This window comes from Vibrio sp. Vb1127, from assembly GCF_033338735.1.
In the GTDB taxonomy this organism is placed as follows: Bacteria; Pseudomonadota; Gammaproteobacteria; order Enterobacterales; family Vibrionaceae; genus Vibrio; species Vibrio alginolyticus.
Map to the genome: position 1 here is coordinate 105,403 of NZ_JAWOTF010000001.1, position 13,308 is coordinate 118,710.

Annotated in this window: 17 protein-coding genes; 15 read left to right on the forward strand and 2 right to left on the reverse strand. The window is 36.7% G+C overall.

Annotation, left to right across the window (positions count from 1 at the left end):
* The first annotated feature begins 226 nt into the window (after window positions 1-226).
* The 3 genes from R7H07_RS00485 (at window position 227) to R7H07_RS00495 (ending at window position 2,166) form a co-directional block, all read left to right on the forward strand.
* Entirely contained in the window at window positions 227-808 is a 582-nt protein-coding gene (locus tag R7H07_RS00485; RefSeq protein ID WP_206958857.1) for a zinc ribbon domain-containing protein, read from the forward strand.
* 91 nt (window positions 809-899) lie between these two features.
* On the forward strand, window positions 900-1,277 hold the full coding sequence (locus tag R7H07_RS00490) for a hypothetical protein (protein WP_206958856.1): 378 nt from the start codon (window positions 900-902) through the stop codon (window positions 1,275-1,277).
* 133 nt (window positions 1,278-1,410) lie between these two features.
* Entirely contained in the window at window positions 1,411-2,166 is a 756-nt protein-coding gene (locus tag R7H07_RS00495) for an Abi-alpha family protein (RefSeq protein WP_206958855.1), read from the forward strand.
* An 11-nt stretch (window positions 2,167-2,177) separates the two neighbouring features.
* Here the strand turns inward: R7H07_RS00495 and R7H07_RS00500 are convergent, their stop codons facing one another.
* Window positions 2,178-2,573, reverse strand: a complete 396-nt coding sequence (locus R7H07_RS00500; RefSeq protein ID WP_206958854.1) for a hypothetical protein — start codon at window positions 2,571-2,573, stop codon at window positions 2,178-2,180.
* Window positions 2,573-2,965 (reverse strand): hypothetical protein, encoded by a 393-nt coding sequence (locus R7H07_RS00505; RefSeq protein ID WP_206958853.1) that lies wholly within the window; start codon window positions 2,963-2,965, stop codon window positions 2,573-2,575. Before R7H07_RS00505 ends, R7H07_RS00500 begins: the two co-directional genes overlap by 1 nt.
* Window positions 2,966-4,668: 1,703 nt before the next feature.
* Here R7H07_RS00505 and R7H07_RS00510 point away from each other — a divergent pair.
* The 12 genes from R7H07_RS00510 (at window position 4,669) to R7H07_RS00565 (ending at window position 13,305) form a co-directional block, all read left to right on the forward strand.
* Entirely contained in the window at window positions 4,669-5,316 is a 648-nt protein-coding gene (locus R7H07_RS00510; RefSeq protein ID WP_025606981.1) for a hypothetical protein, read from the forward strand.
* A gap of 537 nt (window positions 5,317-5,853) precedes the next feature.
* Window positions 5,854-6,300, forward strand: a complete 447-nt coding sequence (locus R7H07_RS00515) for a Bro-N domain-containing protein (protein WP_206958852.1) — start codon at window positions 5,854-5,856, stop codon at window positions 6,298-6,300.
* Between the two features lie 338 nt (window positions 6,301-6,638).
* Window positions 6,639-6,851, forward strand: coding sequence for a hypothetical protein (locus R7H07_RS00520; protein WP_206958851.1), 213 nt, complete (start codon window positions 6,639-6,641; stop codon window positions 6,849-6,851).
* Window positions 6,851-7,018 (forward strand): hypothetical protein, encoded by a 168-nt coding sequence (locus tag R7H07_RS00525; RefSeq protein ID WP_193237675.1) that lies wholly within the window; start codon window positions 6,851-6,853, stop codon window positions 7,016-7,018. Before R7H07_RS00520 ends, R7H07_RS00525 begins: the two co-directional genes overlap by 1 nt.
* Before the next feature lie 108 nt (window positions 7,019-7,126).
* Window positions 7,127-7,285 carry a hypothetical protein gene (locus tag R7H07_RS00530; RefSeq protein WP_180764294.1) on the forward strand — a complete coding sequence of 53 codons (159 nt, stop codon included), beginning with the start codon at window positions 7,127-7,129 and terminating at the stop codon, window positions 7,283-7,285.
* Entirely contained in the window at window positions 7,263-8,867 is a 1,605-nt protein-coding gene (locus R7H07_RS00535) for a hypothetical protein (RefSeq protein ID WP_025606974.1), read from the forward strand. Before R7H07_RS00530 ends, R7H07_RS00535 begins: the two co-directional genes overlap by 23 nt.
* A gap of 132 nt (window positions 8,868-8,999) precedes the next feature.
* Entirely contained in the window at window positions 9,000-9,398 is a 399-nt protein-coding gene (locus R7H07_RS00540; RefSeq protein WP_206958849.1) for a hypothetical protein, read from the forward strand.
* 190 nt (window positions 9,399-9,588) lie between these two features.
* Complete coding sequence (locus tag R7H07_RS00545; RefSeq protein WP_206958846.1) at window positions 9,589-10,176, forward strand: hypothetical protein; 588 nt, start codon at window positions 9,589-9,591, stop codon at window positions 10,174-10,176.
* Window positions 10,177-10,558: 382 nt separating this feature from the next.
* Window positions 10,559-10,759 carry a hypothetical protein gene (locus R7H07_RS00550; RefSeq protein WP_193285748.1) on the forward strand — a complete coding sequence of 67 codons (201 nt, stop codon included), beginning with the start codon at window positions 10,559-10,561 and terminating at the stop codon, window positions 10,757-10,759.
* A gap of 51 nt (window positions 10,760-10,810) precedes the next feature.
* A complete protein-coding gene (locus R7H07_RS00555; protein WP_206958843.1) occupies window positions 10,811-11,320 on the forward strand; it encodes a hypothetical protein in 510 nt (169 codons plus the stop codon).
* Window positions 11,321-11,337: 17 nt separating this feature from the next.
* Window positions 11,338-12,378: a S49 family peptidase gene (locus R7H07_RS00560; protein ID WP_206958840.1), complete on the forward strand. Its 1,041-nt coding sequence runs from the start codon at window positions 11,338-11,340 to the stop codon at window positions 12,376-12,378.
* 84 nt (window positions 12,379-12,462) lie between these two features.
* Window positions 12,463-13,305 (forward strand): hypothetical protein, encoded by an 843-nt coding sequence (locus R7H07_RS00565; protein ID WP_206958838.1) that lies wholly within the window; start codon window positions 12,463-12,465, stop codon window positions 13,303-13,305.
* Window positions 13,306-13,308: the final 3 nt, after the last annotated feature.

The following is a 13,308-nucleotide window of genomic DNA, read 5'->3' on the forward strand; positions in this document are numbered from 1 at the left end:
CGAGCAATGCAGATTTTAACTGTCGTGTACAATGGCTCTCAGTAAGTTTCATATTGACACCCTAACATCTAAAGTAATGCAAGAATACACTATAACTGTACATTTATACAGTGACGTGGGATTTTTCCATAAGTGCAATTTCTACACTTTTTGAACTAGTGCAATCTTACTTTAAGGTTAAGGCACTAAAATATGTAACTAGATGAGCATGATCTAGGGTGTGTTGATGGCATTGATAACGTGTACAGAGTGTGGAAAGGAATACAGCGACAAAGCAAGCGCATGTATAAACTGTGGTTGCCCTACTGAAGTAAATATTCCACCACCTCAACAAGAACCTGAACAAACAGATATACAAAACGGTTTAGAGGTTGAACCTCAATCTTTTACTCCTGAACCTACAGTTCAAAATGAGCAAGCCGTTCAGGAGGATTCAGAAAGTGAAGTAAAACAACCATCTAAGGTTAAAACGTTATTGATTTGGGGGCCAATTATATTTTTAGCGTTGACGATTATGGGTGAGATTCAGCAAAAAGAAGCTTCTCAGGGTAAACAGCCGACACGCAAGCAAGCTTTCACTCACCCGTTACTCGAATCAGGGGCTAATGTTCCAAAAGGCATCAAAGAAAACCCCGAGGCAATCAATCAACTTACAGAGATCATTTCTTTGGACGGTTACAAGTGCAATACAGTATCAGGTATTGTTGAAATGTCATTTTCTCGGGGATTTTCCGTGTGGTGTAACAATCACAACTATGAATATGAAATTGAAGATAAAGGTGGTAACTGGGTTGTGACGCTTCAATAGTAGTGTTTATGTGAAGGTATTCACTTTTCAAATGAAGATTTTTAACGTAACTTCTATAACCTACTGATTAATTAAATAAATAATGCATAATATGAAAAAAATCATACTTGGTTTATCGTTAGGCATGTTGTTTGGTTGCACTTCAGCACCGACACGTCAAGATGTCGAAGAGTTTGAGTCACTAATGACTGGATCAATCGCTCCTTCGTCGGTTCTAGATTTTACTAGCTGTTTGCACGATGGTTTCTCGCAAGCTCATGCCATACTAAGTGATATTGATACAAAGCAACAGATTCGCTCTGACGGATATCGAGTAGAAACATTTGCAGGGGGACGGATCTTGGTTATAAGTGCTGATGTCTTAAACAGTGGACATGTTGAGTTGTGGGAAAGTAGTGCAGCAGCTTTAGTTAATACGTCAGGGGAACGAGAGGCATTTACTTCGTGTTTAGTTAAGTATCAAAATTGAGCTACAGGTTTAAGAAAGCATTCAGACTGCTCCCAACGCTTGGCGGTTTTGCCTCCACTAGACCAAGTTTTATGACTTGATAGTTAGTTTTACCAGTAACATTACCCACGACTGCTACCGAATAAGGAATTTCATGAGTTCTGAAGACGAAATAACAATAAATACAAATGGTATTACTCTTAAAGGTGAGATCGTTAATGATGTGCGGCCTCCAGTTAAGCGTGTGGCTAAAACCGCTGACTCTATTCTACGCTTAATCGACAATGTTGTAGGTTTGCCTGCAGATTTCCTAAGTAGTCATTTGGAGACGTTTCGAGAACAATACAAAGAGGGTTACAAAAAGATCCCTCAAAAAAGAAGAATCGAGCCTACTTTGAGAGTCGGTTGTTCAGTTCTTAAAAATGTAGCGTATGCAGCAGAAGAGCCAGAAATACAGAAGCTCTTTGCTAAATTGTTAATTTCCGCTAGTGATACTGAGTATGCAGATAAGGTTCATCCCGGGTATGCCTCAATAGTTAATGAATTAACTACAATTGACGCAAAAGTTCTGATTTCATTTGTTTCTCGTTATCAACGGACTTCTTTGACAGATCAGGAACAGCCGTATGAATCTCAATCTATTTCTAACTTGATACGTTTAGGCTTAGTTGGGTGGGTTGAAAGAGAGTACACCCCTTCAGAATTAAATAATTTTGTCGGTCGCAGGAGTTACTCTGCACCAAGAAGACTTGAGGACACCCAAAGGGTAGTAATTGACCTTATCAACGATATACAGGATTTGAAAACGAGTATTGTCCACGATAATGCATTCGCAAAAGACCGACAAGTTTTGCGGCTGACCGAATTTGGTAAAAACTTCATTGGTGTAGTTTTTGAAAAATCAGAATAACAGCACAGTATTCATTCTGGGAATACAGCCCCAAACGTAATAACACATTTCTCATCACTCAAAGATGGGATTACGTTTGTCTTAACATGCTCCCAAGCAGCTTGTAACGTCCCTTCTTCTACATCATCATACAAACACCCTACTTTATCGCTGCAAGCTGTACAGAACTCTTGAAGGACGTATAGAAGGTATTTAACACCATAGTCACCACCGTTAACTAAGACCGCTTGCAGTAGTTCTTGATGTTGTAGAATCGACCGCCATAACGTAGCTTTCGTTTCTGGTGAGGATAACGTAATCAGTGGTAGGTAGATATGATGCTGATTAAGGGTTTCTTCATCGAAGCCCCAAACCGATAGCAGGCTATGGCACAGTTCAGCATGAACACCGAAGTAATTAACGTGCATTATTTCTCGCCTCCATACATTGGTGTGTCCAGTGGAATGCGAGGGAGTGAAATTTTTTGTTTTGAAGAAGGTTTACTTGGAGTGTGTTTAGCCTCTTCTTCATCTTGGTAGATACGAACCTTTTTAATCAACTCCTCAATATCCGCTACCACTTTGTTCAGATGTTTGTGTTCAGCGAGTAAGATCTTGATGCAATCTAGCTGTGATTTGCTGATTTCTTCTTTACCTTGGGCAGCAGCAATAAGAGATTTAATCAATCCGCTATAAGCTTTATTGATGGCTTGCAGGTTTTTATCTTGAGCACTGGCTACATCTAGAAGTGTATCGAGGTGATTTTGTAAAGAGTGACGGTTTCCGATGTTTGTTACAACGGGTAAAGGCTTACTATTCATTATTATTATCCTTATTAGTTAATGCCGTTAATACTGTAAAGATTGGCTGTTTCTTCTTGTAGGCAATCTACAACCTGTTTGTGTACAGATTTAATTTTTCGTAAGTAGGATTGTTTAAATCCTGTTGTTTCTTCAATGTATGAATAAGGTAGATTTAGCCCTAATAGGTATATTACATGCTTAATTTCTGGTGAAATTTTAGTACTGCTTAATAAACTGGAATTTAGGCTTAAGATCTCCCCTTGAACATACAAAATCTTTTGATTTCGGTTCATGAGTAAGAGTCCTACATGTTGTCAAAAAGGAGTGCTGCTTATTTATAGATCAATAACTTACACAACTTTCAGTAATTATATTTTCAATAAAATGCGCGTTAAAATGGTAAAAACTCTCAGCAATCTTATGATGAAAATATCTAGAATTGGGTGTACTGCTTATTTAGAGGTGTTATTAAGAGGATTAATCAAAAATCTTATCTTAATACATGTAACAATTATATCATAAGTAGCAATATTTATATACTTACCTAAAATTTTTGTTACACATAAAATTAAATTTTTCAATGGTTGTTTATTAGTGGCGAAATATCCATTGTTACAGGTAAATATCGTAATCAAAGGTTTGGAAGGTTAGAAATGAGCGAGAGACCATTTAAGCACAGCACACACGCCCAGATGTGAAAATCGTAGAAATGTAGAAATATTTATGCACCTTACCTGCATACAGAAGACACTCTATTCAAACACCCCACTCTATGTACGTCCGTACAAGCACACACAGCCGTTTTATAACTACTCCATGCAAGTGTCTTCTTCGAACAATTAACCTTCTCATAGAAGCGTACACAAGCTCTAAACATTACCCTTTGCAACGACGTTGCTGTTACAATTCCTTGTCACGGTGTGACCAACATAATTTATTGAAACAATAGGAAAATTATAATATACGCACTGCCCTATAATCAGAGATAAAGTATTATACAACAATAAGTTAAATCACTTTTCGCCCATCAACACCCTGTTTCAAGTGCGCGATAGATCCATTATGTTAAATTAGGTTATTCTAATGTTTGTAAATTGAGGTTGAACGGTGTATTTTCGATAGTTTTCTATCTTTAAAGTTGGGAGTTTTGAACAAGAAAAGTTTGAAATTATTTGCACTATATTGGGGCATTGCAAAAACAGGTAGCTTTGTATAGATACCTCACCAACATCGTATATAAAGATAAATTAGAATTTACTAATTCATTGTTCATTATCCCTGTCCTCTCACAACGTCCTAATCAACATTAATACAATTACACCAATTCACCGCTAAAACGCTTGTCTGAGCCGCATAGAAGCATTTACACACCAATTACCCCACACTCACACATCCAATGCACAAATCGACTTAATATCAGAGTATTTTCATTTATATTGCACATATGGTCTATATTCATTGATTGAATTATTATTCAGCATCGATTGTTGCATTTTTGGTAAATTGATTACCATTTATGGAAAGTTTTAATCGGTGGGGTAAGAATGGATAGAGAGGTGTGCTAAACAACCCTCTATGAATCTGAATTGATTAACTGTACTGCTTAACTACCTATGAATAGAACTGTAAATATGTTGATGTTGCTTTGTGAGCAGGCTAGATAACATGATTATTCAGTGTGCTAAGGTTTGATTCTCTCAACTAACTATGGAAGATTTTAAATGACAGATGTAATCAACCTCAAAGTTCATTACGTTTATAAACGATTTCTTGGTGATCACTCCGAACTAGAGCAGGACAAACCTGTTTCTCCTACCTATCTCCCGTCTTTAGTAATGGAAAACGACTCTATCATTTCTGTAAATGAAGATGAATTAATAAGGAGTATTGCTCCTTACCTGAATTTAACCGAGGCAGTAGAAAGGGAGGTTTCTAAGTTTATACCGTTTACACTCACTGCAAATGATAAAGCGATTATTCATGCTATTGAATCTGTGTACATTAGATATGGAGATGATGATAAAAAGGCATACCACACTAAGATCACTGGTGGTTTCGGTGGACTTTTTATTTTCTTAGAACAAGGTGAAACAAACTGTAAAACTCTAATGATGGGAATGGAAGAATTCCGAGCATGTATAAAATCTATAGAGGATAACAAGTCGACAACAGAGCATGAACTAAGACAAGACCTGATTGAAACATTCGAAGATCAGTATTTTGAGAATGGTATGGTTGGAACTGAAAGAGGTAAAAAGAGATTTCGCTCAGAACGAGAAGCAAAAGATGTGATTAAGAAACTGTGGGCTATTACTCTTATTGAAACAAACCAAGATGTTTCTAAGATAAAAATTCAGAACATCATTTAATCCGTACATCTTACGGCACCGTGAGGATCTTTCTTACAGATTGATCCGTCCGACCCCCTCAAGTTTCCGTGAGCATCTTCTCGCCACGTATTACCCTTGTTATCCCTAATGATTCCGTTTGAATCAGTCTTATATATTGAGCCGTCAGAGCCTCGTATAGCTCCATGAGCGTCAACCTTATACGTTGTTCCGTCCGATGATCTAACAGTGCCTTGAGTGTCCGTCCTGTACCTTGTCTCTACCCCATTGGAGTCCTTACAACGTGTTATTCCTATCGCATCGGTTTTACAGATGGTTTCTGCTTGGGTAACAACTGGGAGTAGACAGAGAGTAGCTAGTAATAATCGTTTCATGGTGATGACTCTTGTACTTCTGAACAGGGTTAAAGCAACAAGTTTGAGTATAGCAATATCATCAAGTTTTAATTTGATTTCCTAGTTAAAATTACTCGGAAGTCTTATGTATCAAGGGTTCTGGTTACTACATAGTGTATATGAGTGGAGGAAGAAGAGGAGGAGGAGAAAAAAAAAAAAATATATGAACAAAGAAATGCAGATTTTTGATTACGATGGTATGAAGGTTGAGACAATTCTTCATGAAAACGATAAAGGTAAAACGGTACCTTATTTTCATGGAAGTAGTGTTGCTATAATCTTGGGTTATGAGGACGTAAATCAGGCGGTACGTAAGAACTGCACTAAACCTTTGAAATTATCAAAACTTGATGTTGCTAAACTAGCATCCGTCTCTGAGACAAATGTTACACCATACAAGGCTCTTACTGATAGTGGTTACTCACATGGAGAGATTATTGCTAAACAATCGTGGATTCCTGAGTCAGATGTATATCGCCTTGTAATGAAATCAACACTCCCCGCTGCAGAGAAATTCCAAGATTGGGTGTGTGAAGAAGTGTTACCTAAGATCCGTCAAGATGGGATGGACTTTTCGACATTGTTGTCGGAAATCGTTGTCCGTGGTTGATATATTCGGAAACGCTATAAAACAGCGTTGCCAGTGATTTCAACAACTTACCCACCCTCGCTTGACAAACTATTTTTAAATGGTAGATTGGTAAGTATAGATATAAACAAAAGTCAACTCAAATAACTTAAAAAGCGACATTCATCACAAATAGTTGTTGACAATCATTCTCATTTAGTGTTATTATATAAGAATAGTAATTCAGTTTACTACTCTAGCATTCAGATCGTCCCCGATCACCTTACCACCTCACAATCTAATTTATACACTACGTGCTGAACTTGTTCAGAACCACACGTTGGTGGTTTTCTCGTATCTGCAATATAAGGATTTTTAATATGACATACACACTACCAGATGAAATCAACTTAACTACCCTACCGCAACTTCGGCGGTTAATGAATGGTGACACCACTCCAGCTAATGTTAGTCAACGAAAGAGTGTTAGAACTAAAGAAGGCAAATTCAGCGAGGCTATTCATTATGGGTTAGCAGTGTATATCTTTCGATTGATTGAAGAATTTAACAGTAATATTGAAGAGGAAGTTTGATGAATAAAATTGATGATGAGAGAAAGAAAACTATAGACCGTGTTATTGAGTTAGAACGTAAATTCTATAAAGGACAATGGGAACATAAAGACGGTGAGGAATATGCTTACTTAGTAACTGGGAATTATATGATATGGCTTACTCCTGAATCATTCCTATCCTATTAATCTAATCCTCCACTCATATACACTATAGATACTCTGTAACCCAAGCCACATAAGGGATTGAGTTAATTTTAACTATAAACTGAAATTAAAAATCAACGGAGAATATCAATGAGAGCAACAATATATAACGAGCAATCAAAGCAAGTAATTGCAGAAATGGCACAACAACAAAACAAATCTATTAGTTACATCATTAACCAACTTGTTTACAAAGCTATATCCCAACAAGAGGAGACGGAAACATATGCAGGGAACGAAGTACGATAATAAATCTCACCCTAAAGTAAGAGAGCAATCCCCCCACTTCATTGACAACGTTTACTCTTCATTAAAACAAACCGAAATCAATATAGAATATAACGGCGGTGTTAAGTTTCACAGACAATACAACCGTGTCATTACACAACTACAAACCCTATCAGGCAGTAAAAAATCCTATGGTGCAAGGCTTTTCCTTTACATGGTTAATCTTGCAAAAAGCCGTAATAACGTTGGGTTCAAAGTTAGCCTAGATAAACATCTATTCAAAGACAAAGGTAAGGATGATGTATCTTTTCAATCATGGATAGACATGCTTCAGGTTGCGGTCAATGAAGGATATGGGGCACTTTACATTGGCGACAGTACAAACGAAGAAGGGATCTGTAAACAATACGTAAGCGTGTTTCAACTTAGTGATAAAGCATTCACTCTACTTGATGGGATGAACGAAGATAAAGCACCGAATACCAAGATTAAAACCCTTAGAAACAGCGTAAGTACAACTATCAAACACAGTAAAGTTTGGGAAGAAGAAGTTCCAGCAAAGGGTAAAAAGATTCAACAGGGACGATTGAACGAACTGAACACACACCTACTCGATTTCACTTTTAAAAATCATCTTGGCGTAATTGTCGATCCACAAATGGGTAGAAAATTCTCTTTGTATTCCAATGAGAAAAAGAATAATGGTTTAACGATGTTCGATAGCTATGGTCGTTATGTGAATGCATTTCAAAGTATGAGACAGCCACAGCGTAAGGACATTACGATTAATGACTTACCAGTATGTGAAGGAGACTATTCATCGAATCATGCTTTCATTGCCTACGAATTAGAAGGCATTAGGCCAGAGCAAGCGCACGGAGAGTTTAAGCCATACATGATCCCTGATTGTGATAGCCCAATTAAAGGAACCCAAGAGGCTAAACGTGCTGTGTATAAACTCGCAATGATGATGATGTTTAACAGTGGTAATCCTGGTAAGAGTTTATTCAATGAAATAGATAAGATTTTCACTAAACTGGATAACTATTTACCCTCTGAAATTGTCGGTGATAAGGCTTTAGTCTTCAAAGACCTGCACAGACAACCAACAGAAACTGAGTGTCATGATATTGTTCGCCAGCTACGGAAAAAGAACCATAAGATAGAAAAATATTTTAATGGTAAATCGGCTGCCCTACTACAAAATTATGATAGTCGTATTGCTGAGCAAGTAATGCTCTACTTGAAAGCACATGGCCTACCATACATCTGTATACATGATAGTTTCATTACTTTCTCATCTGCATGGAAAGCCTTAGTTGATGCAATGTTTTATGGCTGGCGAGAAGTATTGGGTTCAGACATGAATTGTAAGGTTGATTTCAAATACGGTAAACCAGCACCAACGGAAGAACTAGAAGAACGTGAAGATTATGATCTTTGGATGGAAACAACTACCGAGCAAGAACGCCGATTATTTGTTAACGGTGCGGTTCAACACTTCTTTGATTGGGAACAACTTGCAGGAGTTTGGCGGCAGTCAGGTCGTGAGTTAACCCCATTAATGATAAACAATAGAGATAATCTACCCATCCCCTTTTAGCGCAACGCTAACACCTTATTCAGCCTCTACAGGCTAATCCAAACAACACTAAAACAAACCTGATACATGCTTGAATGAAGCACAATGTAGGGCTACTTGTATGTATCACTCCAAACAAGAGGAAACAATGATATGAACACTTTCACGGTATTAAAGCCAGAGCAAGGTTATGACACCATTTTTATTACTCGCCAAGATCACAAGATCGAGGAGATTTTTGTAAATAGTTCGGTTGAACTAATGCTCACTGAGTTACCTATTTCCACTAAGGAAACAAAGGAGATTATCGAGCTATATGAAGATCAGTGGTTAGATTTGAATGACAACGAATTTAAAGTTCCAACATCAAAACAGCATGACGTTTTTGTATATGAACAACTAGATTCAGATGACTTTTTAGCCTTGTTGATAAGATACCCTCGTGTGGTTGGCAAATTAATAGCTAGAGAGTTTTATAAGGACATTGAAGAAGTGACAACTCGATTAGATAACGAGTTGTACGAGTTTTATCAAACTCATAAGGCAACCTAACCCAACCTAACCCCTCTCTAAATACAACCGAATACAAAACCTCTCGTATACATGCTGAATAGCTTGTAGACATGTTCACACCTTTGTATGGGGAGGTAATAACAATAAGGAAATCATATCGTGAAGAAATACCGAATTAGAAAGCTGAAGCAATTTCGCCGCCGTTTTAACTATGCAAGGTTGGTGTGAAATGGAAGACTTACACAAAAAGTATGAAATGCTTCTTTCAAAACTAGAGCCAAAGAAACAGGCGAAACTTGAGGAACTAGTTAATGAGTGGCTACCAATCTACAAACAAGATTTAGCTTGTGTCCTAGCTAACACTGATTATGTCATCGAGCAAAGCCCTCAATTGATACCTATGGGTGGTGGATTATCAGTTTCTAAAATAAGGTTTCAGGCTTACCTAAAACACTCACAGACATACAAAACCATTCTTCTAGATGTAGGTTTCAATAGTTATAAGATTAAACCTGAAAAGGCACGAATGCCTTATTTAAATAACTGGTTAGAACGTTCTTTATCACCTCCTAAGAGACAAAAACCCGTTAAGACACTGAGTGCAAGGTTCATTAAGATGCTCAAAGACTTCGACGCTGGCGCAGGTGTAGATAAACACATGACAACTTTAACCGAAGTCAACCGATTAATTCCACATATGAAGAATGTTATAAACTGTAAAAGACAGCCTACCGTTTACGATTGGTTTTATAATACTAAGATACCCCATGCTGAACTATGTATTTTAATTCAAGAAACTCATGATCAGTTAACATAAAAATAAGCAATAGTCTATATTATTTTAATGTATTTACTATACAAATAAATATATTTTTGGTATAATACTTGTATAGAGTGATTTAAAAGACTTCTATAGTTTTATTCGATATCCTTCCTATGTTTTCGATAAAATTTTCCTTTGTTACCTCTAGTGTTGCAATGCTAAAAACGTTACTCCAAGCGTTTTACTCAACTTATTTTATTAGTGATGAGGCTCCTCCTTTCCTCTATCTAATATAAAGTTGAGGTTTTGCACCATTTAATTGTAGTCAAAAAGTTTACAATTACTCTATACCTTCTAATCACTTCCACAGTGAATTAACAATCTTATACTCTCACTTAATTTAAACCTAATCCAATTTAACAATGGAGGTCAACCCATGCCTAGAAAACGGATTTTATATAGTTCACCCGAAGAACTATTAAATGAATTGATAACCGGAAGTCGTAACATTAAAAATGTATATATCATGCGACTGAGAGCTAGAAATCTATATGAAGATGAAGAGCAATTTGAAATTATCGATGCCGCTTTAAAAATGTATCAAGCTTCTAGAAAAATAAAATCAATCGATTTCTAATCTATCCCCCTACCAATAGCAGCAACCCTATAATAATAAAAAGGAAGTAACATGAAGATAACTGAGCTTATCGAACTATACCCACAGTTAAACAAACAACAATTAATTAAATTGAGAAGTCATTTTTACAGCATTAAAGGTCGCTGTAATAGTAAATGTGAACATCATAAATACTATCACGATGTTGATTTCAAATTTACAGACTTAATTGAATTCATCGACTTTATTCTATCTGAAAAATCGAAAGGTCGTGATTACTTTACAATCAATAACCCTCATATTTGTAGACTCTTTGATAAAGGAGAGTACTCACCTATCAATTGTATTATTCGTAGTAGGAAGCAAAACATTAGAGAAAGTTCTGGATATGAATTCAAGATTTACGACAGTCTGACTGGAAAGGTCGAGTATTTTAATAGTGTGAGGCTTTTCTATGAAATCAACAAGAATGTATTAGACATTTCACTCGCTACATTATATCGACGTATCACAGATAATAAGATTATTAATGTAAACGATGGCGTAACATTTGGCTATATCAAAATTTCCTACATCAAATAACTATAACAAGGAATATCATGAATTATTTAAGTAAAGCAGTATTACAAAAACCTCAACTTTGCAGCCTTAGCTTTTTTGAAACAATCGCAGAGGTTATCGAAAACAAAGAGGCTCGCCAACTAGCATTATCTGGTGAAGCATTGAGTTCACCAAACCCATTAAAAGATAAACTAGAACAGCAAGGTTTTGGTGTATTGGACGTTTCTGGAGTCCTCACCGCCAGACCAACAAATTTCCAAGCGTTATGTGGTGGAACTAACTACAGTGATCTAATTGCCAACATGCAAAAACTAGCTGATTCAGGTAAGAAAAAAGTAGTTTTGAATGTTAGTTCCGGTGGTGGCGAAGCTTTTAACTGCTTCTACTGTGCCAAACAACTACGAAAAATCGCTGATGCTAACGGTATTAAGTTAACTGCTTGGATTGATGGTGAAGCCTGTAGCGCCGCATACGCCCTAGCCTCAACATCACATGATGTTATTGCAGACCCAGAGAGCTACAGTATCGGCTCAATTGGGGTGGTCATTAAGTTACATAACGATAGCGCCGCCCTTGAACAGCAAGGTATTTCACGCAGTTTCGTATACGCTGGAAATAATAAAATCCCTTATGCAGCCGATGGTAGCTTTAAACAAGAGTTTTTAGACGACTTACAAGAATCAGTAAACGAAACTTACACCAAATTTGTTGAACATGTAGCTAACTATCGTCCACTTAGTAAGCAACAGGTCATTGATACTCAAGCAAAAGTTTACAGTGCGGATAAAGCACTAAGCTTGAAACTTGTCGATAAGTTACTGACTCAAGAAGAGTTTCTAACATACATGCATGGTAATAGCGTATACAGCCATAAACCTACACCAACCGCCAAAGCAACCGCAAGTAATAGCAATACCCCTGCTTTTGATAAAGCCAAAGCTACCGCATTAGCGAGTGTTTCAAAGCCTGTAGTTAAGAGTGAACCAGAACAAGAACTAAGTTACGAGCAAGAGAAATTAGAACACAAACTTAAACTTGAAGCGGCAGTTCGTAGAGCTAAAGAGAAACGAGGTTTGTAATATGGCAGAAGAAACCAAACTAGTTTTACAGAAACTCCGTACTCTCCAATCCCTAATTAAAAAACAAAATAAGGATAACAATAAATGAGCATTGCAACCGACACCTTACCAAATATCCAAACTGTTGAAGAACTTATCAAAGAATATTATCGCACTCAAGTGACTAAACCAGAACAAATTGATCAGGAACGTGTTGATAAGGTGGTTAATTTCAACCTAGCCTCTTATAACCTTCCTTATATCTCCACGTCCGCACCTAAAGCATTTAGTTCACGTAAGGATGAAATTACATATCTTTTAAGTGGTAGCAACCTTGTAAAAGAGAATAAACTGTGTGCATATCACCATGAATTTATCCGAGAAGGATTACAACAGCTTCTAGGAAAGCATGCTGAGTTAATTGATCGAGGTTTTAAAACAGTCTCTAATCAAGAACACAATTTATTCCATCAATTGAGTGTTAATAAGCTTATCTTGAAGAAGCCTGATTGCTTGATTGAAAAAGATATTAAATTTCTCAAAGAGAAAGTTTTATCTATTCTTGATGAACTCAACGAAATTGAACGTAAAGAAAAAATGGATGTTGTAAAAGCAACGAATTGGGCGCAAAACAAGCATTCTGAACAGAAAGCAGCTTATGATAAAGCTATTGCTGAATTAGCCGCTAGTGAAGCTAATATCCTAAATGATATGTATGTTAATTTCTCACAATACTTTGATAGCATTGAGTCAAGAGATTATTGGTTCTTTGATAATTTAAAAGATATGTGTGGAAACGCCTCAAACAAAGATATCGAAGAAGTTCTTACCCATTTAAATTTCATCCCTCTTCGTAAATATCTCGCTGATGATAAACAGCATAAACTTTGGGTGAAAGAAAGTGAAGCTGAAAATCTAGACTATAAGAGTATCCAATATAACAAATAAAAT

Bases quoted from the DNA above. Each gene is read 5' to 3' on its own strand.
- R7H07_RS00505 (WP_206958853.1), bottom strand. From the start codon at position 2,965: ATGAATAGTAAGCCTTTACCCGTTGTAACAAACATCGGAAACCGTCAC.
- R7H07_RS00565 (WP_206958838.1), top strand. From the start codon at position 12,463: ATGAGCATTGCAACCGACACCTTACCAAATATCCAAACTGTTGAAGAA.
- R7H07_RS00530 (WP_180764294.1), top strand. From the start codon at position 7,127: ATGAGAGCAACAATATATAACGAGCAATCAAAGCAAGTAATTGCAGAA.
- R7H07_RS00550 (WP_193285748.1), top strand. From the start codon at position 10,559: ATGCCTAGAAAACGGATTTTATATAGTTCACCCGAAGAACTATTAAAT.
- R7H07_RS00560 (WP_206958840.1), top strand. From the start codon at position 11,338: ATGAATTATTTAAGTAAAGCAGTATTACAAAAACCTCAACTTTGCAGC.
- R7H07_RS00545 (WP_206958846.1), top strand. From the start codon at position 9,589: ATGGAAGACTTACACAAAAAGTATGAAATGCTTCTTTCAAAACTAGAG.
- R7H07_RS00540 (WP_206958849.1), top strand. From the start codon at position 9,000: ATGAACACTTTCACGGTATTAAAGCCAGAGCAAGGTTATGACACCATT.
- R7H07_RS00490 (WP_206958856.1), top strand. From the start codon at position 900: ATGAAAAAAATCATACTTGGTTTATCGTTAGGCATGTTGTTTGGTTGC.
- R7H07_RS00535 (WP_025606974.1), top strand. From the start codon at position 7,263: ATGCAGGGAACGAAGTACGATAATAAATCTCACCCTAAAGTAAGAGAG.
- R7H07_RS00515 (WP_206958852.1), top strand. From the start codon at position 5,854: ATGAACAAAGAAATGCAGATTTTTGATTACGATGGTATGAAGGTTGAG.
- R7H07_RS00525 (WP_193237675.1), top strand. From the start codon at position 6,851: ATGAATAAAATTGATGATGAGAGAAAGAAAACTATAGACCGTGTTATT.
- R7H07_RS00555 (WP_206958843.1), top strand. From the start codon at position 10,811: ATGAAGATAACTGAGCTTATCGAACTATACCCACAGTTAAACAAACAA.
- R7H07_RS00485 (WP_206958857.1), top strand. From the start codon at position 227: ATGGCATTGATAACGTGTACAGAGTGTGGAAAGGAATACAGCGACAAA.
- R7H07_RS00510 (WP_025606981.1), top strand. From the start codon at position 4,669: ATGACAGATGTAATCAACCTCAAAGTTCATTACGTTTATAAACGATTT.
- R7H07_RS00520 (WP_206958851.1), top strand. From the start codon at position 6,639: ATGACATACACACTACCAGATGAAATCAACTTAACTACCCTACCGCAA.
- R7H07_RS00495 (WP_206958855.1), top strand. From the start codon at position 1,411: ATGAGTTCTGAAGACGAAATAACAATAAATACAAATGGTATTACTCTT.
- R7H07_RS00500 (WP_206958854.1), bottom strand. From the start codon at position 2,573: ATGCACGTTAATTACTTCGGTGTTCATGCTGAACTGTGCCATAGCCTG.